The sequence below is a fragment of the Paenibacillus sp. GCM10027628 genome (assembly GCF_042676385.1).
Lineage (GTDB): Bacteria > Bacillota > Bacilli > Paenibacillales > NBRC-103111 > Paenibacillus_E.
Genome location: NZ_JBHTHA010000023.1, coordinates 125,725 through 145,086, shown reverse-complemented (window position 1 = coordinate 145,086; position 19,362 = coordinate 125,725). Strand labels below are relative to the sequence as shown.

Here is a 19,362-nt window from a genome sequence, read left to right as displayed (position 1 = left end):
ACCGATCATCACGCCCACGGGAACCGTCCATATAACGGCAAGAGCGTCGAGACAAATACCCGGAGTGCCGTTAACAAGCCGAGTTCCACAACATGGTATAAATCGTTTCAGCTTAACTGGATGATTTCAAAAACAACTCTTCTCGACAGACGCAAATGGAAACCTTTTATTACAATGTATTTAGTGCAGATGTCCCGAGGTGTTGCTCAACAAATAAATTAACGCCCGTTTTTGGGGCGGTTTGATTCGATACGTTCATCATGATTAACATTCATCATGTAGTACAGTCATTTTAACTATTCCTACCTGTTTAGCGAGTTATATTAGTGTCATAAGAGAGCCCTTTTACCTGTCAAACGTTTTTTTCAATTATTGCCAAATTACTTTTACAACAAAAAAAAGCCGAAAAGGAAACCAGGCGCCAACGTCCCTGATCCCTTTTCTACTTGTTTTTGGCGTTTTACAAATTGTGTAATAGACGAATTATCGACCAGACATCATATCGTTAACCTGGTTCACAAGAACGCTTTCGTTCGGGCCTGGATTATTACGATACATTTTTGCTTCCTCCACCAGAACCTCGTCCGTATCTGTACCAATTACTTTTATCGTTTCTTCAATAAATGACGCAAGTGGCATCGCATTCGGATTGTAATTGATCATTTTCGTTTGAACCAATGGCGGCGCAATTTCCAGTACTTTCACCGATGTGTCTTTAAGGATGTACCGTTGGGTTAGCGTATAGGAATGAAGCGCTGCTTTCGTCACAGAATATATAGCCCCCTGTGCCACTGGTACGAATCCAAGGATCGAAGTCGTGTTGATGATGAAAGCTTCCTCTTTGGACTTCAAATGCTCCAGCAACGCAGACGCCATACGAATCGGCCCGAACAAGTTTGTAGTGACTGTCGATACCAAGACATCTTCGTCAACCACAGCTGATGGATCATCTGGTATATAAATACCTGCGTTGTTAAACAAGACATTCAGATCCGGATATTCTTCAATTAACTGCTGGGCGACTGACTTTACGCTTGCAGGGTCCTGTATATTCAGCTCTACTGCAGACATGTCGCTTCCAATCAAACTGTCTATGGGAACTATTAGTTCATAGGGGGATTGGAATTCTATTTACAATTGCGTCGCGACAAATCATAATACCAGAAAATGCGCAGTAATTACATGGTCTTACTTATTGGGTAAAACAGTAAACTCACTTAACAATCATTCAGAGGAAAAGACCGCCCCCACTATTCTAGAGAACGGTCTTTCCTTTACATACAATATCGAACCGAAATCCCAACAGCGGACTATCGAATGGAATAGATTGTTAGCAGCAACTCAATTCTTTTTATTTGCAAGTATTATTACCTTTATTTTTTCGTTCAGCAAAGCACCCAGTGTAAGCTTAAAAATCAAGGTTTTGTATATGTATTTATTCATTGATATCCGCATTATTTCATCTACTCTCTAGTTTAATTAATTTTAACCCTTATCTTATTATACAACTTGAGGTATATATAAAAACAAAACTTAGATCCAATCGCATTGATCATAACTTTTATGCTTGATCCGATCGCATGGCACAGTAGAGTGTTCTCATAAGTTTCCCTAGTGGACACCGGATATAGGAGTAGCTCTCCTCCAACCGTGGCCATAATGGCTGGCGGGGAATTCCGCCCAAACAGTCATGCATCGTTTTTCATCTCCCTCTCAAGGTTATTTCCTTTTTATTACATTTGATACATTATGCCATCAAACACAACAAAAAAAGCTACCCTTTTATGGATGGCTAAATATTTAAGCATTAATTTAAATTGATCTACTATAGATTAAATTTCTGGATTTCCTCTTTGTAGAACAGAAGATTCGTTAGAGTAAAGATACTATAAATGTAACATCTTAACTTAATTTCGGCTATAACAATGTAACTCCTTATATAGAATCAAATGTTTAGTTGTTTAGTGATTGGCGTTTTATTATAACGTTCATTATACTATGCCAATGATTCACATTTCTTAGGCTAACCGTATTTCCATCTACGATTATTTCTGACACAATAACATCAGAAAATTTAATAAATGTGATTTTTAATAATATCTGAAATAACAAGTTTATTGTTTATTCCCTATTGAAATAATGCTGTTATCCGAGATGAATTTTTGTGACGTTTTGCAATCCTTGATACCAACTATTGGAATAACACTTAAAAATATAATAATAAAACCTATCAAGAATGCCCCTCTTTTTATACTAATATACAAGAAACTCAAAGCCACCCCACATTTCCTCCCAAGTCACGTTCCGATCAAAACGGTGTATCTGATAAAGTTCAATATGAGCCGTCTGCATACGGCAGAGGTATCCTTCCAGACGTCGGCGAAACTTGTAGCCAGATAACCCTCCTGCATTATTCGACCCGTCATTCAGATCATCCATGGGGTGATATACTTTCGTCGCCAAAACAACATTTTCCCTCTGGCCCCCTCCCTGAACAACCAACGTCCAATGATTTCTTCCTTCTCGCCGCTGTGACCAGAATTTCCATAATGATTCGCCGTATCGAAAAAGTTGATCCCTGCATCCAAAGCAGCATCCATATTCCGAAAAGTTTCACATTCATCAGAGAACGGACCGAAATTCATCGTCCCCAAACAAAGCCTGTTTACCTTTAAACCTGAACGCCCCATTCGTATATCATTCATTTCAGTACTGCCTCATATCGATTAATTACAGATTCAGAATGCTTGTAATATCGTAGTCTTGCTTAACTGAAGCCGTGTCTATTCCTCTATACGCATACCGTTTCTCAACTCTTTCCGTGAAATATACAGGCAGCGCACATTAATGTGTTTCTTTTAAAAAGCTACTTTTTAAAAGATTTCATTTCCTTGATCACCGAATCTTCATATGCGTGCATTTTTCCGAGGATGATGTCTTGGACATTAACCGGTTGGCCAATTGTAGCTGACTCCAATGCCGCAAATACGACGCCTAAGGCTTCAAGCCCCCGTTCAGCGCTCGAGATCGGCACCTTTTGATCCGCAATCGCCTCCCATAATTCCACATAAGAATGCGCAAACGGATTTTGTACAATATCGGGCGCATAACGTTCAATAATTTCAGGCAATGGGATGATACTCCCGTCTTCTAACGCCGCATGTTTTCCAGGACGGAAGCAACCTTTGCTGCCGTAAATCCATACCCCGCCTGTACTTTCCCCATGCGCGGCAGTACTGCACATCCAGTGCCCCAACCCGCCGTTTTCAAAACGAAAAACCGTTACCGACGTGTCTTCTCCACTAGGACGTATAATGGTTTCCCCATCGCTCAACTCTTTCTCGAAAATTTCCTTATATGAGAATACTTCTTTAATAGGACCGTTCACTTCAGTAAAAAAATGAGTGCGATGGACACCATGATCATTAATCCATCCGGCTCCCGCTCTTCCCTTCATATGACGCCATGCCGTACCGGCAAAATATTTACGCCCAAGTGTAACTGTCGCATAGTCCATAATCATGTAGACGGCGCCGATGACACCCTCTCTCACCGCTCTTGCCATTGCGACATTGTCAGCTCCCAATACGCTTGGTTCAGATAAAGTCATAACCTTGCCGTACTTTTTTGCATCCGCAAGCATCTTCTTTCCGAGGGAAGGCGAAATAGCTAACGGCTTTTGCATTTGAACATGTACTCCCGCAGCAAAACAATCTTCCGCAATGGTATGATGCAAATCATGATCCAGCAGGACGGATACCGCATCCAATCCGCCTTCCTCCAGCACCCGGCGATAATCTGTATATACTTCGGGCCGCTTTCCGAGTCGTCTCTCCACTTCAGCTGCAAACGCCTCAGCCCGATCCAGTCTAAGATCGCAAACAGCGGTTAAATCAAACGTTTTCTTGCCATCATTTATTAATTGTTGCAAACCTTCCAAGTGTGCAGTTGAAATAACTCCGCATCCGATGAATCCAAGTTTCATTCACGTAACCCCCTGAATAATAATTGTTTCTTAAAGGAAAAATACCTCCGCTAATATAAATAGCTGAGGTACCCTGAATTTCCGGTTATTTCTTGATGTGGCATTTCTAAATATCCAAGGCTTGCTTAGCCAAGGCCAGGGCCCCACAAAGGCCAGCGTTGCTGCCAAGAGCAGGTTGTACAATGTAACTATCGTCATCCTCTGAAAATGCAGGATGCTGTACATAACCGTTCAACAATTTACGAACTTGTTCGCGTATAAGCGGGAATAAGTGCGACTGGTTCATAACGCCGCCAACAATGATTTTCTCCGGAGAAAGAATTAGCGTGTAATTGACCAGTGCCTGAGCTATATAGTAGCTTTCCATTTCCCAAGCGGAGTGAGTATATCCAAGTTCAAACGCTTTCGTGCCCCAACTATCCTCCAGCGCCGGTCCCGCCGCCATTCCTTCCAAACAATCTTGGTGAAAGGGGTAGTGTCCTTCATAGCTGTCATCCGGATGCCGTCGTATAAGGATGTGCCCCATTTCCGGATGGGTCAAACCATGAACGAGCTTGCCTTCAGCGATTGCACCCGCACCGATCCCGGTTCCGATCGTCATGTACAGGCAGCTGTTCTATCCTGTTGCAGCCCCCCATGTTGCTTCCCCCAAGGTAGCTGCATTCACGTCGGTATCAAAACCAATAGGGATGTCAAAGTACCGCTTCAAATGCTCTACGATCCGGTAACCGCTCCAGTGCGGCTTTGGAGTTCTCGTTACAGAACCATAAGTCGGGCTCTGCGGATTCACATCGATCGGGCCGAAGGTTCCGATTCCAATCGCTTGTATCTCTTTAGATGTAAAGAAATCCATCGCATAGCCGAGCGTAGCTTCAGGTGTCGTTGTTGGGATAGAGATGCGGTCAAGGATTTCGCCATCTGCCGTACCAATCCCAAATACAAACTTTGTCCCACCGCCTTCGATAGCGCCTAATAACAATTCGTTTCCCTCACAATCATCGTCACTTTATTATACCGTCACAACTGAATAGATTGATTTCAATGGATGAAGCGCTAGAGAAATGACTTTGGCCTTTCCATTAAGCACATACAATTCCAATCCTGTACTGGACGGATCCGGAAAAATTTGATCGGTTAGCACGGTCTCCCCGTCATTCGCAAATACTTCAACGGAGGAATTATCGACAAAAAGATGCAGCTTGAGCCGTCCGTTTTGAAGCTCCATTTGCACATCATGCTTACAAGCAAAAGCTTGATGAAATCCGCTTTCACCGGAGTTACATCGATCAACAAACAATGTCTGAGTGGCAGTATTGTAGCCGACTACGGTTTCTTCCTGCTCCGATTTCCGAAGCTTAAAACCGACTTCCGACGCTTCACCCAAATCGATTTCACATTCGAGCTCATAGATGTCGCTTTGTACGTCCGAAAGTATGTTTTGACCTGGATTAATCGTAACCCCTTCCCAAATCTGCGCTTCTAATCGAAGCTTCTGCAAATCCGTCACAGGCTTTTGAACCAAACGGGATCCAGATGGCCCCGTCCTCAAGGACAACACCCGTGGAAGCGTCATAGCGCTCCTCCAACTGGTTGTCGGAGTGATATTTGCATACTTCCAATTGCTCATCCAGCCGATAAACAGCTTTCCTTTATCCGATCTAAGAGCATCCGACCATGTGACACCGGCATAGTTATCTCTTCCATGATCCAACCACAATACGGTTTCGGGAGAAGCATCGTTCGTAAACGTACTTCCGTCAAAACTCCCGATAAAATATTGTGTCCTTGAGCCTTCCGCCATCTCGGGATGATCCCCTATGCTGACAATCAGCACCCATTTGGTTTCTTCAGCAAGACCTTCTACAGGAAGCTCAATTAAATCCGGGCATTCCCATACTCCGTCGTGCGAGCCTTCTGCGGCACCGAACTCACTTACAAAAGACCATTCCTTTAAATTGGCGGACGCATAGAAATGAACACGGTCACCCGCTGCAAGCACCATTACCCACTGCTGCTTCTTAGCATGCCAGAATACTTTAGGATCCCGGAAATCCGTAATTTGCTCGTTGCACAGCACAGGATTACCCTCATACATCACCCATGTTCTACCTTTATCCAAACTATACGCAAGGCTTTGCCTCTGTCTCGGGCGTTCAGAATCCGGATAGTGGTCCGCATGAGTGAAAATAGCAACCAGACCCAGCATACCGGAGAAAAATCCACTGGTATCCTCCCAATCCACAATTGCGCTTCCGGAGAAGATAGAACCGTGTTGATCCGGCTTTAACGCAATCGGGCAATGCTCCCAATGGGTCAAATCCGTACTGATTGCATGTCCCCAATGCATCGGCCCCCAAGTTGTACCTTCCGGATAATGCTGATAGAACAAGTGATATTCCCCATCAAAATATACCATTCCATTTGGATCGTTCATCCATTTAGCCGGCGGCGTAAAATGAAACTGTGGCCGGTACTTTTCTCTATATAACATCTCTCCCACTCCCAAAACTTATTTTTTTACGTTTCTGTCATAACCTGCTTGTTTAATCTTCAACCAATCTTGTAGACCCAGACGGTCCAATTCTTTTAAATAACCGGCCCATTCAGCTTCAACCTTGCCATTCTGAATCCATTCGGTCCGTTTTCTCAGTACATAGGCAAACATATCTGTTTCAATCGTAGAAAGTCGATCCAATTCTTCAAGAGAGAAGAATACTTTTGGATAAATATTTTTAGCCTTCATGTCCGGGACCATCACTTTTTTCATTAGGTCCAATCTCCATGCGGCATCGTCCGGCTTCGTCGTAACATTGCCATAGTAAGAATCCAAAATCGCCAACGGTCCGCCAACAAAGGTTTTTTGTCTCAATTCCCAAGGAGACGCTCCGTTCAACGGTAAATGTTTCAACATTTTTTTAGATTCATCGAATTCAAAGATATTTTGCTGCGTTTTATCTCCATAAGTGCCCCAGTTGTTTTGTACGGATTGTAACGGATCATACAGGGAATCAATCCATTTTGCCGTCGTTTCGATATTTTTATTGGCTTTGGTGATAACCATTCTTCCTCTATCGAAGCCCATTCCGTTCGTTCTCGTTACGTTTTTCCAGCCATTCGGCCCTTCAAGTGCAGGCATAAGGTCATATTTATCGTTCATGCCAGTGATATTTCCCTTATCCCATGTAAAATATAGACCATAACGATTTTCTTTTCCTTTAGCTAGATAGGTATTCCAATCCTGCGTAGGCGCTTCAACATCCATTAAACCTTCCTTATATAATTCATTCAGGAACTTGACGCCTTCCTTAAAGCTAGTATCAGCAGAAGTAAAAATAACCTTTCCATCATCACTGACTACCGTATGGTCCCAGTTTTCACCCTGACCGAAAGAGCCGAATAAGAAGGCCAAGTCCTCTCCGCCGGTTTTATTAATAAAGGACATAGGTATTTCATCCGCTTTTCCATTACCGTTCGGGTCTTTTGTTTTAAAAGCAATCAAAACTTGTTTCAATTCCTCCGTTGTTTTAGGCATTTTCAAGCCTAATTTATTTAGCCATTCCACGTTAATCCAAGGGAAGTCATCTACGGAGTGGATGCTTTCTTTACCAGCACCCAGCTCCTCAATCCATGGGAACGAATAAATATGACCGTCCGGCGCAGTAATCATTGCTTTATATTGCGGCGCTTTCTCCAGAACCTTCTTGAAATTAGGCATTTGTTTTTCAATAATATCTTCAAGCGGAATAATGGTTCCGTCCTTTGCCAATTTGAGCAAATCGTAGTCACTTAAGGCTGCATCGAAGATCGCATCAGGAAGGTCACCGCTGGCAATTGCTAAATTCCTCTTCTCCGCAAAAGAATCCCACGGATAGTTCGTCCAATCAATGTGAATACCCGTCTTTTCTTCCAATCGTTGGAACACTAATTTTTTATTAGGATCTTCAGGAGCAAGCGGTGAGCTTTGTGTCAGAAACTTCAACGTAGGTTTCGCGGTTGTACCCGTGACCGTACTTGATGCTGCCGGCTCTTTGGAGTCCGATTCTTTTTTGCCGTTGTTTCCGCTGCAACCTGTTACTGCCAATAGTGCCGCCAGAGAAATGAATAATGCCTTTTTGGAATGTTTCATACAATAACCCTCCTCTATTATTGGAAAACTTATATGCTAGCCGGTCCATTATTTCAATGAACCGACCAAGACACCCTTTTCAAAATACTTTTGGAAAAAAGGATACATAACAAGTAACGGAAGACTGGAAATGACAATTGACGAGTATTTAATGATCTCAGATAGCCTTTTCAGTTCCGCCATTGCCAATTGGTCCGCAATCATTCCCGGATTTACCTGATTCTGAATTAAGATAGATCTTAATACCAGCTGCAGAGGCTGCAAATCAGCGCTCTTCAAATAAATCAAAGCATCGAAATAAGAATTCCATTGACCTACGAATGCATAAAGAGCTAATACGAAAATGATAGGTTTAGATAGGGGGAGAACAATCTTAAAGAAGATACGCATCTCCGATGCGCCATCAACTTTGGCAGCCTCATTCAATTCGTTAGGAATTCCGCTAAAGAAGGTCCTGGCCAAAATGATATTCCAAACATTCACAGCCGTTGGTATGATGATCGCCCATACCGTATCTAACATTCCCAAGTTTTTGATCACCAAATAAGTTGGAATTAATCCACCGCCGAAGAACATCGTGATGACAAACAGTATGGTAAAAAATTTCTTCCCGACGAAACCGGCAACCGATAACGGGTAGCCCGCAAAGATCGAAACAGCCACCGTAACAATAGAAAATGCTGTGGAGTAAAAAATAGCATTTACAAATCCCCGGATCATCGCATGATTCGATAAGATGACTTTATACCCTTGAACACTATAATCCGCAAGATGGAAGGAGATCCCTTTATTTAACAGTGCAGTCGGCTCCATAAACGACGCCACGACTACATAAATTAAGGGAACTACCACGATCAAAACAGCAAAAAATAATAGCATGTAATTGATAATCAGAATAAAGCGGTCCAATCGAGTAGGCTTAATATTCATACGTCGGCTCCTTTTCTTTTAATAGAGGCCTTCTCCTTCATTTAATTTCTTCACGATGATATTAACGAGGATAAGCAAAACAACATTAATAACGGAATTAAATAGACCAACTGCGGAGGAATATGCATAATTACCAGCTTGCAAACCAATTTTATACACATAAGTTGGAATGATCTCTGAAGTCGGAATATTCATTGCCGTTTGCATCAAATACGCCTTCTCAAATCCAATCGCCATTATGCCACCGGCAGCTAAGATGAATACAATCGCCATAACCGGCTTAATCGTCGGCAGATCGATGTGTCTGATTCTTTGCAGCAGGTTTGCACCATCAATGGTTGCAGCATTATGGAGTTCGGGGTCAACACCTGCCAATGAAGCTACATAAATAATCGATGACCAACCCGCTCCCTGCCAAATGCCGGATAAAATATACAGCGTACGAAAATAGTCCGGGTCAGACATAAAATTGATAGGATGGCCGGTCAGCAAGGTTATGATCTTATTAATTGGCCCTACCGGCGATAAGAAAACGAATAACATACCGACTATAACGACAACGGAAATAAAGTTTGGAGCATATAAGACTAATTGAATATTTTTTTTAACACCAGCTTTACGCAATTGATTCAGCATTAGCGCTAATAGGATGGGGATCGGGAAACCAAGTATGAGTCCGTAAATACTAACTTTCAGCGTATTCATGAAAATGACTTCAAAGTTTGGTGAGGTTAAGAACTTCATAAAATGCTTAAACCCAACCCAATCGCTGCCGAAAATACCTTTACTCGGACTAAAGTCTTTAAAGGCAATGACCGCCCCATACATGGGCACGTATTTAAATACGATCGTCAAAATGAAGGCCGGCGCCATCAGTAAGTATAGAAAAGGATTTTTTCTCATGTAATCCATTTTACTTATGGATGTACGACTACTTTTCTGTTTGACTGCTCTCATGTCAACTTCAGCTAACTCTTGCAAGATAGTAACCCCCTAACTAAATTCAAAGCATTTTCTCATTTGCACAAAAACTTGCAAGTTACTTCGATTTTTCACCTTACACACCTTCAGAAGTAAGGGCTTTCATCTTTAAAGATTTACTTTCAATCACATTTACAATTTACATTTAAATTATATTTTAGTCAACATTTTTTATTACAATATTGTTCATATGGAAACCAGATTAATTACATATTACCATTGAAAATCGGAAAATCTGTATATTTCAATCGTTTTTTCTTCTATCACGAGAAAAGTATCAAATATTCCAAGAACACCTCTCAAATATAAATTTCTATTTGCGCAATTATATTTGTGCATTTGTTTATATTTTTTATTCAAAAGCATACCTTGACGAAACTTTGCAAATGCACTAATTCCTGCATATCGTTTTGTTCATTTGTAACTTTTGCAATTGACATTTTATTTATAGTATTATACATTTATCTTTAACTAACTATAGTTTTTCTGCGCATTGTTGTTGATGGTAAAGGAGTATAAATATGAGTAAAGAAAAAATCACGATACAGTACATCGCGGACTCCTTGGGACTATCCAGGAATACCGTTTCTAAAGCTCTAAACGGCAGTGAAAGCATTCCTGCAGAAACAAGAAATAAGGTATTAAAACGTGCGATTGAGTTAAATTATAAACAGTTTGCTTTTGTAGATACGAACACATTAACCACCAAAAATCCGGGCAACATTGCACTTTTAACATCAAATCTGCCGAGCAATACTCATTTTGGCGCTTCATCACTAAGCGGGCTTGAGAAAAAAATCAGTTCCGATGGTTTTAATTTATCCATTCACATTGTTCGAGAATCGGATATTCATTCGTTAGTGCTGCCTAATAATTTCGATGCCAAAAAAGTGGATGGAATCGTTTGTATAGAGTTATTTGACAAGAAATACACGCAATTAATCAATTCCTTGGGGATCCCTGCCATATTTATAGATTCCACAGTGGATATCGTTTATCCCGAGCTTAATGCAGATATTATTTTAATGGAAAACGAACAAAGTACTTATTTAGTTACAAAGAAATTAATAGATAGTGGTTATACAGAAGTTGGTTTTATTGGCGATTACAATCATTGTAAAAGTTTTAATGAAAGATGGGTTGGATTTAATAGGGCATTGCTGGACTCTCATTTGCAGCTTGACCCCTCATTTTGCGTGGTAGAAGAAGATCGATATGTTGCGGATCCTAAATGGTTGGAAAAAAAGTTGGAGAATATGAATAACCTTCCGTCTGCATTTGTTTGTGCGAATGATTTTATTGCCATTAACGTGATGAGAATATTAAAAAATATGAATATACAAATACCAGAAGATATCGTTATTTGCGGTTTTGATAACTCTCCCGAGTCGCAAATCGTAGAACCTCATTTAACAACTGTCCATATATTCCGGGAAGAAATAGGAATTCTGGCTGCTGAAATATTGTTATCCAGGGTTGAGCACCCTCTCAAACCTCCTCAAGTCACACACGTCCAAACGAAGCCCATATTTCGCGAATCTACTGGTAAGTTATAAATTCAGGGTATACTTGTGCAGTTTTATTATTTGCTGCACAACCCAGTAAAAAGAGCTAACACCAAAACTGGGGTTAGCTCTTTCAGATTACTGCCAGAATAAGAAAAACGGTTGTGGTGCAAGAAATAAATATAAACAACATGTATCATGAAATTAAATTTTTTTTAAACTATCATACCGAATAACTAATTGAAGAGTTAAATGTTATTAGGGGCAGACAAATTTTTCAATTTGACCTGCCCCTTTTTGATCATATGTATCGTTTCAATTCCTTCAATCGTTTTCATTGCTGTTTCAAATGATTTGAAACCAAGCATCGGATTCGTCCTTTTCTTAATGAAACGATGATCTTGTTCGATCACATTATTGAGATACTTAGTCTGTCTTATCAAAGTTTCTTGGGGTAGTTCTTTATTTCCCTTTAGATTTTCGATAGCCGCTGGGTAAGCGGGATTCTTATCTACTGTTATCACTCTTGGTGTTTGAACTTGGTCAGAGGATAACGCTTTTTGAAAAAAGCGTTCCGCGGCCTTCATGTCCCTTCTTTCACTAAGCAAAAAGTCTATCGTTTTGCCCGTCGAATCAACAGCGCGATAAAGGTAGTTCCATTGGCCTTTCACTTTGATATAAGTTTCGTCGGTGCGCCAAGAATCGTTCACAGGTTTGAGATAGGGACGAACTTTTTGAGCTATTTCGGGAGCATACTGATGTACCCAACGCATAATGGTTGTATGAGCAATAGATATGCCGCGCTCAGACATCATCTCCACCAAATCACGATAACTTAATCGATATTGAAGATACCATCTCACATTCAGTAATATAATTCCCGCCTCAAAATGCTTCCATTTGAATGCACCTAATGAAGATTTCATTCCTATTATCCTCGTACTTTCCAAAACACCTTTTACCCGTGTTACCACTCGAATTCATATTTGCACCAGAACCGTAAATCCCCTTAAGTATGATCATAGACGAAATAGGCCAAATACGCGAGACGAAGAAAAAAACACAACCTCAAACAAGGTTGTGCTTTTTTCCACTCAATATTCGATCGTAAACACCGGATTCTCCAAATCATTCACATAAACCTGAAAGTTTCCTGGTTCAATAACTTGCTGCAAATCGGCGTTGATATATTTCAAATCTTCCATAGTAATCGACAGTTCTACATTTGCCGTTCCATAGGCCGGAACTTTAACTACCTGATAAGCTTTCATTTCACGCGTCGGACGAACCGTTTTGGACACCATGTCCTCGATGTACAAAATCGCAATTTCCGAATACGCGTATGAACTCGGATTATGGATCGTAAACGATACTTTCAACTCTTGGTTAGCTGTCACTTTCTGTCCGGATATCGCAAAATCCGAGTATGTCGCTCCGGTATAGTTTAGTCCATGCCCGAACGGGAACAACGGACCGATCTCACAATCCTGATACCTGCTGCTGTAGCTCGATGCGTTGGCTGGTCGTCCGGAGCTGTATTCGTTGTAATAAATCGGCGCCTGCGCAGAATAACGTGGAAACGACATCGTCAGCTTACCCGACGGCGTAGCTTGTCCAGTAAGCAGCGAAGCGACAGCATTGCCTGCTCGCGTGCCCGGATACCAGCACCACAATAGTGCAGGGATATCATCAATAATGTCCTGTAGTGCTAGCGGTCGGCCGGAGAAGCATACGCACGCGTAAGGCACATTCGCTGCCTTCACCGCGCGAATCAACTGCTGCTGGCTCTCTTCTAGCTCCAGCTTAACACTGCTGTGTCCTTCACCGCTTAGACTCCAATGCTCGCCGATTGCTACGATGATATAGTCACAGTGATCCAGCACTTCCTTCGGACACGCCTCAAGCGTATCATAGGCGTTGACTACTAGCGACGGTTCCTCCTGCTTTAAGCCTTGCTCCAGCGATACGACGTCAGTGAAGCTGCCTTTGCAAGCCCAATTGCCGAGCAGCTCTTGCGTGCGAGCGAACGGACCGACAACGACGACGTTGTTATGCTGCTTGCGCAGAGGCAGTGTGTCGTTCTCGTTTTTCAACAATACACAGCTTCTGCGGGCCGCTTCTTCAGCAGCCTCCAGCGACTTCGCATTCAAAATAACCGCTGGCTCCAGTTCCTCGTCAGCATACGGGTTTTCAAAGAGGCCTAGCTCGTTTTTGAGCTGCAGCACTTTCCAGACAGCCGCATCCACATCTTTCAGCAAGTGTGGCTGCTCCTCGATAATCGCCTCAAAGTTCTCCAAGTATAATGTGGAGACCATCTCGATATCGACGCCTGCGTTCAGCGCCAATTCAGCTGCCTCCTTACCGTCCTGCGCGACACGGTGCTTTTTCAACTCAACAACCGCGCCCCAATCGGAGATGAGTAGTTCATCGAACTGATACTGATCTCTTAAAATGTCTTTTAACATCATAGCGCTAGCCGTCACCGGCACACCATTGAACGTGTTAAACGAGCTCATGACGAACTTCGGCTGTTCCTTTAAAGCAATTTCGTACGGCTTGCCGTAGTATTCGTAAAACTCTCGCATGGACATATCGACTGTGTTGTAGTCTTTTCCGCCAATGCCTGCTCCATAAGCTGCAAAATGCTTCAAGCACGCAGCGACTCCATCCGGAGCGATGTGTCCTCCTTGCATTTTCTGATAGCCTTTGATCATGGCCCGACCCAAATTGCCGGACAACAGGTGATCCTCACCGAACGACTCCATCACGCGGCCCCATCGGGAATCGCGCACAAGATCGACCATCGGCGAAAAATTCACATGGATGCCGGAAGCGCGCAGCTCAGACGCTGTTTCCTCCGCAACCTTTTGCAAGATGTGCTCATCCCATGTACAGGACAACCCCAAAGGAATCGGGAAAATCGTCTTGTAGCCATGAATCGCGTCATGCATAAAGAGCAGCGGAATTTTCAGCCTGGATCGCTCCAAATATGCGGCCTGAATGCGATTCGTCATCTTCGCGCTGGAAGCACCGATCACGCTGCCAATCGTATATAAACTCTCTCCATCGAGAATATCCCGCGAATATTCAGGGCCGGTTTCTACCATTTCCTGATCGACTTTTCCCACGTAGAGCTCGCCGGTAATTTGGCTGAGCTGCCCGAACTTCTCCTTCAGCGTCATCGACTCAAAAAGCCTTTTTAATTGTTGGTTATCCATGTATGAAGACCTCTATTTCCACTCAAGAGCAGGGAGTATATCCTTCTGCAGCTCGCACATTTCGTCAATCATCGCGCAAGCCTGATAATACGTTGGCGCCTGAGGGTCGAGCAAAATCGCTTGCAGCAGCTTCGTCTTGGACTTCTCAACGAACGCTTCTAGCAAAAGCTTATGGATCGTTCCTTGAATATGGATTGTTCCGATGACCGCTGTTGGCAGTTCAACCGTCATCGGCTTCAGCGTAATGCCTTGACCATTGACGATCGCTTGCGTCTCCACTGCCATATCGTCCGGCAGACCTTTGATCGCGCCGTTATTCAGCAAGTTAGCTGCATTGATCTGAATCTCATCGTCAAAGAAAATGGCCTCGATAATAGGAATGGCATATTCCTGACTGCATTGTACTTTCTCTTTGTTGAACGTGTAAGCTTCTTTGACCCACGCTTCCTGCGTTTGTACAGAATCGAACAAACCTTTATCCAAGCTCTTGCCGTTCGCGCAGTAGACGAAGTCTGGCGTTCTAGAGCCTTGCTTCCATAACTGTTCGCGAATCGGATCGTAACGGTATTGTAGCGACAAGCCCGCATAGAAATCTGCCGCGTAGGAGACATATTCGCCGCAGTGGTTTGTTCCCGGATACGGATAGTAGCCGTAAATTTGGTACATCGTTCTGGATAGCGCTATGTGGTCGAATTGCGCAAGACGGTTAGCCTTTTGCTCTTTTTCACGGAACAACGGGTACAAATCTTCGCCTGTCTTCTTATCCCAAACTTTTGTAAAGAAACCGAAGTGGTTCAATCCGCCTCCTTCAAAGCCGATTTCTTCCGGTTTCATTTCCAGGAATTCGCATAGCTGATGAACGCCCATATCCAGACCGTGACACAGTCCTACAATTTTGATGGAAGTCAGCTTGGAAATCGCTTCAACCAATTTCGCTTCCGGATTCGTGTAATTGATGAACCACGCGTTCGGGCATACTTTCTCCATCATGCGGGCGATTTCGAGCATCGGTCCCAAGTTGCGAAGGGTGTGGAACATCGAGCCGGGGCCGCCATTTTCGCCATAGATTTGCTTGCTGCCGTAACGACGCGGTATGTGGAAATCTTGCGACCAGTAAAAATAACGATCCACTTCGATCGCAACGATGGCGAAATCAGCGCCGCGGAGCGCATCTTCTAAATCTGTAGTCCGCCAAATGTTTGCCGGATGGGAGAATGCGTTGAACATTTCTTTCGCATAATCATAAGTACGATTTAAGTTTTCTTCTACGATATCCATAAGTGCAATCTCAAGCTCGACCTTCGTTTTCAAACGGTCGGACAGCACGATATCTTGTAAAGCCCCAAGGGCAAAGGAGACACTTCCCGCTCCGATTAATGCAATTTTCATTTTTTTCAATGGATTCATCTCCTTAAAAATTAGCTAATTTATTCCTTCAGAGCGCCTACCATGACACCAGAAATGATATTTCGCTGGAAAATCATATAAACAATTGCCGTCGGCAGCGCTGAGATGACAGCCGCGGTGGCGATCATCGTATAATCCATCGTAAATTTCGTTTGGAAATAATTCAGACCTACCGGCAGCGTACGCAGCAAATCGTTCTGCACGAGAATCGTCGGCAACATAAAGTTGTTCCACGTTCCGATTGCCGTGAACACGATCAATGAAACGATAGGCGGATACAGCATCGGCATCATAATCAAGTACAGATTTTGCATCTCAGACGAACCGTCCATGCGTGCCGATTCCAGCAGGGCATGTGGAATGTCCCGCATAAAGCCTCTTAAAAGAAAAATAGAAAAAGGAATATTCAACGCGATTTGCGGTAATATGAGTGCCCAAAGCGTATTCAGCAAACCGATGGATTTCAAATTGTTGAACAGCGGGATAATGAGCAGGTCCATAGGCACTGTAAGTCCCCACAGAATGATCAAGAACAAAATTCCTTTTCCTTTAAATTTCATATGCGCAAACGGATAAGCGCCAAGCAGCGATAAAATGACGACAAACACGACAACGACAACCGTAACAATGACGCTATTTTTAAAATAGCCAATAAAGTTGCCTACCTGCCAAATACGAGAATAATTTTCCCAATGCAGCATCTCCGGCAGCGCTAAAGGACCGTTCACGTTGATTTCACTCTTTGTTTTCAGCGAAGTACTGAGGATCAGAAAAAATGGACTAATCGTTAGCACAGCTGCGCAAGCCATAATGGCGTAGATAATGGCACGTCGGATGAACGAAAATTTGGTCATAGCTCATTAATCCCTTTCCCTGAAGTAAATAATGGTTCTGGAGACGATGAGGATGAACAAGGTCAATACGATCGAAGCCGCAGCCGCAAAGCCCAAGCGGTTCACGATAAAGCCTTGGGTATATACGTAATAAGAAATCACGTAAGAGCTATACCCTGGTCCGCCCTTCGTAGTAGCCATCACGATATCAAATACGCTGAAAGAGCTAATCGTCATCAAAATAATAATCGTCGTCATCGTTTGACGCAGACTCGGAACCGTAACATGACGGAATTGCCCCCAAGGGCCGCAGCCGTCAATGTTAGCGGCATCATATAGCTGCGAATCCACGTTTTGCAGCGCCGCCGTGAAGATCATCGTGGTATAGCCATAGCTTCCCCACAAGAAGACGACGAACAGCGCATACATGACCAAGTCCGGATTGCCCAGCCAGCCGGCTGTCGGTTTAGCAATCCCGATTTTGCCCAAAATGGCAGCCAACGGCCCGAAGTTCGGATCGTAAATCCATTTCCAGATGACCGCAGCAATGACCGAGGAAATGACCTGCGGGAAAAAGAAACCCATCTGAAACCATTTAGCGAATTTGATTTTGCCTCTTACCAGCAAATTCGCAAAAATAAGTCCCGCCCAAATCGGGATCGTCACACCGCCAACGACCCACATCAACGTATGCTTGATTGCTTGCCAGAACATCGGTTCATTCGTAAATAGCTGAACATAGTTGCGAAGTCCGACGAATTTCTTTGGACTGATCCCGTCCCAATTCGTCATGCTGATATAAAATGTTTGTAAAGCCGGCCAGCACATGAAGTAAATTACCATGGCGAAGGCGGGCAACAGAAACAAATACGCGAGCGGATTGTTGCGGTCGAACCGTCTTCGCTTCGTTTTATTTTTTATAACAGGTATGGCTTCTTGGTTCACAAGTATCGCCTCGTAGTATAGGATTGGACGCCTCCCACTTTAGGAGCTGAAGGAGTCTACGTATTGCTAATTATTTACCTTGAGCTGCTTTTACAAGCTTGTCATACTCATTCTTAATTTCAGTCCATGCTTGCTCCGGCGTGCTCTTATGCAGCGACATCAATTGAAGCTGTTTGTTCAAAATATCCCCCAAGCCTGGAACTGCGTTGTCGAGGTAGAAGCCCATTTGCGTCCCTTGAGTTGACTTGTCGACTTCTTTCTTCAGATCGGACACATTCGCGCCAGTCAGATCCACTTTTACCGTAGGTGTAGCGCCGTTTTCGTACCAAACCTTAACGACTTTCGGGTTCATGAACGTATCGATAAAGTCAAGCGCAGCTTGTTTTTTCGCCGGGCTCATCTTCGCGTTCAACGCCCAGCCGCCGTCAGACGGATTGATGATCGTGTGCGACGTGCTGTTCGCATCCGCTTTCGGGAATGCAAACGCGCCTGTCGGTATTTTTGTGCCTTCATACGTTGGAATATCCCAGTTTCCGCCCAGCACCATGGCGGATTGACCTTTTGCATAATAAGTAGGTACGGCATCACCAGTGATCGAAGCGTCATCGGCACGGTAGTACCCTTTGTTCACCCAATCATTGATTTGATTGAGCGAAGAAACAAACCCTTTTTCAAAAGCAGGCGTTACACCTTTTTGGAAGTAAAACTGTTTCACATCATCCATGGAAACTTGGTTGTATAGCATTTGGAACAGCGACCACATTTTTGGCGTGTTGGTCATGCCGCCGTTTTCCATTGGCACGAGACCTGCTGCTTTTACTTTTTCCATCACAGCATTCAATTCATCCAGCGTTTTTGGCGGCGTAAGCTGCAGCTTGTTAAAAATGTCTTTGTTGTAGTACACCACGACAGGTGCAGTCATAAATGGCACACTGTAGTATTTGCCAGGAGTTCTGCTGTTATTGAAGTCGATAGCTCCGGGTGCTTGTTTATCGGTCCAGCCGCGGCTCTTCACATCCGCTGTAATATCCATCAAGTAGTTGTTACTTTGCAGCATTTGCTGCATCGTATCGTCGACGTAGACAACATCTTGGCCGGAGTCGGAATTGAACGCCAACTTCAAGTTTTGTGCATAATCCGCCCATGGGCTCGGGGAAAAATCGATCGTAACGTTTGGATGCGTCTCATTGAATACTTTGATCGTTTCATTCATTTCTTTCATACCGGTTTCATCACTGAATGTGGATGTCACCGTCAGTTTGATTTTTTCCCCAGAAGCAGCTCCCGTTACTGCAGCCGTTGCATTTGCACCTGCAGCATCTTTTGTGTTTTCCGCGTCTTTGCTGCAACCGACAATGCTTGTCAGCATGATCGCCGATAAAAGAAATATGGAGTAAGATTTCACTTTGTTCATATTAAAATCCCCTTTGCG

Annotated in this window: 13 protein-coding genes and 2 pseudogenes; 1 reads left to right on the top strand and 14 read right to left on the bottom strand. The window is 43.4% G+C overall.

Features of this window, described 5'->3' with window-relative positions; genetic code table 11:
- Positions 1 to 483 precede the first annotated feature (483 nt).
- The 8 genes and pseudogenes from ACFQZT_RS17760 to ACFQZT_RS17725 all read right to left on the bottom strand — a co-directional run bounded on the left by ACFQZT_RS17760 (position 484) and on the right by ACFQZT_RS17725 (position 9,998).
- Entirely contained in the window at positions 484 to 1,071 is a 588-nt protein-coding gene (locus ACFQZT_RS17760) for an SDR family NAD(P)-dependent oxidoreductase (RefSeq protein ID WP_379302177.1), read from the bottom strand.
- Between the two features lie 1,185 nt (positions 1,072 to 2,256).
- A pseudogene (locus ACFQZT_RS17755) lies at positions 2,257 to 2,705 on the bottom strand (aldo/keto reductase); the annotation flags it as partial.
- Positions 2,706 to 2,866: 161 nt separating this feature from the next.
- Positions 2,867 to 3,985: a Gfo/Idh/MocA family protein gene (locus ACFQZT_RS17750; RefSeq protein ID WP_379302176.1), complete on the bottom strand. Its 1,119-nt coding sequence runs from the start codon at positions 3,983 to 3,985 to the stop codon at positions 2,867 to 2,869.
- Positions 3,986 to 4,091: 106 nt separating this feature from the next.
- Positions 4,092 to 4,964 (bottom strand): annotated as a pseudogene (locus tag ACFQZT_RS17745) (ROK family protein).
- 30 nt (positions 4,965 to 4,994) lie between these two features.
- Positions 4,995 to 6,476: a glycoside hydrolase family 32 protein gene (locus tag ACFQZT_RS17740; protein WP_379302175.1), complete on the bottom strand. Its 1,482-nt coding sequence runs from the start codon at positions 6,474 to 6,476 to the stop codon at positions 4,995 to 4,997.
- 18 nt (positions 6,477 to 6,494) lie between these two features.
- On the bottom strand, positions 6,495 to 8,111 hold the full coding sequence (locus tag ACFQZT_RS17735) for an ABC transporter substrate-binding protein (RefSeq protein WP_379302174.1): 1,617 nt from the start codon (positions 8,109 to 8,111) through the stop codon (positions 6,495 to 6,497).
- A gap of 48 nt (positions 8,112 to 8,159) precedes the next feature.
- A complete protein-coding gene (locus tag ACFQZT_RS17730; protein ID WP_379302173.1) occupies positions 8,160 to 9,041 on the bottom strand; it encodes a carbohydrate ABC transporter permease in 882 nt (293 codons plus the stop codon).
- A gap of 18 nt (positions 9,042 to 9,059) precedes the next feature.
- Entirely contained in the window at positions 9,060 to 9,998 is a 939-nt protein-coding gene (locus ACFQZT_RS17725; RefSeq protein WP_379302226.1) for an ABC transporter permease, read from the bottom strand.
- Between the two features lie 545 nt (positions 9,999 to 10,543).
- Between ACFQZT_RS17725 and ACFQZT_RS17720 the strand changes: the two genes are divergently transcribed.
- The gene (locus ACFQZT_RS17720) at positions 10,544 to 11,578 is read left to right on the top strand and encodes a LacI family DNA-binding transcriptional regulator (RefSeq protein ID WP_379302172.1); all 1,035 of its coding nucleotides are present in this window, start codon (positions 10,544 to 10,546) and stop codon (positions 11,576 to 11,578) included.
- Between the two features lie 197 nt (positions 11,579 to 11,775).
- Here ACFQZT_RS17720 and ACFQZT_RS17715 read toward each other — a convergent pair whose 3' ends face one another.
- From ACFQZT_RS17715 to ACFQZT_RS17690, 6 genes are all read right to left on the bottom strand, one after another.
- Positions 11,776 to 12,453, bottom strand: a complete 678-nt coding sequence (locus tag ACFQZT_RS17715) for an IS6 family transposase (RefSeq protein ID WP_379302171.1) — start codon at positions 12,451 to 12,453, stop codon at positions 11,776 to 11,778.
- Positions 12,454 to 12,621: 168 nt separating this feature from the next.
- Positions 12,622 to 14,745: a glycoside hydrolase family 3 N-terminal domain-containing protein gene (locus ACFQZT_RS17710; protein ID WP_379302170.1), complete on the bottom strand. Its 2,124-nt coding sequence runs from the start codon at positions 14,743 to 14,745 to the stop codon at positions 12,622 to 12,624.
- Positions 14,746 to 14,757: 12 nt separating this feature from the next.
- On the bottom strand, positions 14,758 to 16,134 hold the full coding sequence (locus tag ACFQZT_RS17705; RefSeq protein WP_379302225.1) for a family 4 glycosyl hydrolase: 1,377 nt from the start codon (positions 16,132 to 16,134) through the stop codon (positions 14,758 to 14,760).
- 38 nt (positions 16,135 to 16,172) lie between these two features.
- A complete protein-coding gene (locus ACFQZT_RS17700; protein WP_379302169.1) occupies positions 16,173 to 17,006 on the bottom strand; it encodes a carbohydrate ABC transporter permease in 834 nt (277 codons plus the stop codon).
- Positions 17,007 to 17,012: 6 nt separating this feature from the next.
- Positions 17,013 to 17,930, bottom strand: coding sequence for a carbohydrate ABC transporter permease (locus ACFQZT_RS17695; RefSeq protein ID WP_379302168.1), 918 nt, complete (start codon positions 17,928 to 17,930; stop codon positions 17,013 to 17,015).
- 70 nt (positions 17,931 to 18,000) lie between these two features.
- The gene (locus ACFQZT_RS17690) at positions 18,001 to 19,344 is read right to left on the bottom strand and encodes an ABC transporter substrate-binding protein (protein ID WP_379302166.1); all 1,344 of its coding nucleotides are present in this window, start codon (positions 19,342 to 19,344) and stop codon (positions 18,001 to 18,003) included.
- Positions 19,345 to 19,362: the final 18 nt, after the last annotated feature.

Coding starts and splice junctions, on each gene's coding strand:
- ACFQZT_RS17760 (WP_379302177.1), bottom strand. CDS start 1,071: ATGTCTGCAGTAGAGCTGAATATACAGGACCCTGCAAGCGTAAAGTCA.
- ACFQZT_RS17750 (WP_379302176.1), bottom strand. CDS start 3,985: ATGAAACTTGGATTCATCGGATGCGGAGTTATTTCAACTGCACACTTG.
- ACFQZT_RS17740 (WP_379302175.1), bottom strand. CDS start 6,476: ATGTTATATAGAGAAAAGTACCGGCCACAGTTTCATTTTACGCCGCCG.
- ACFQZT_RS17735 (WP_379302174.1), bottom strand. CDS start 8,111: ATGAAACATTCCAAAAAGGCATTATTCATTTCTCTGGCGGCACTATTG.
- ACFQZT_RS17730 (WP_379302173.1), bottom strand. CDS start 9,041: ATGAATATTAAGCCTACTCGATTGGACCGCTTTATTCTGATTATCAAT.
- ACFQZT_RS17725 (WP_379302226.1), bottom strand. CDS start 9,998: ATGAGAGCAGTCAAACAGAAAAGTAGTCGTACATCCATAAGTAAAATG.
- ACFQZT_RS17720 (WP_379302172.1), top strand. CDS start 10,544: ATGAGTAAAGAAAAAATCACGATACAGTACATCGCGGACTCCTTGGGA.
- ACFQZT_RS17715 (WP_379302171.1), bottom strand. CDS start 12,453: ATGAAATCTTCATTAGGTGCATTCAAATGGAAGCATTTTGAGGCGGGA.
- ACFQZT_RS17710 (WP_379302170.1), bottom strand. CDS start 14,745: ATGGATAACCAACAATTAAAAAGGCTTTTTGAGTCGATGACGCTGAAG.
- ACFQZT_RS17705 (WP_379302225.1), bottom strand. CDS start 16,134: ATGAAAATTGCATTAATCGGAGCGGGAAGTGTCTCCTTTGCCCTTGGG.
- ACFQZT_RS17700 (WP_379302169.1), bottom strand. CDS start 17,006: ATGACCAAATTTTCGTTCATCCGACGTGCCATTATCTACGCCATTATG.
- ACFQZT_RS17690 (WP_379302166.1), bottom strand. CDS start 19,344: ATGAACAAAGTGAAATCTTACTCCATATTTCTTTTATCGGCGATCATG.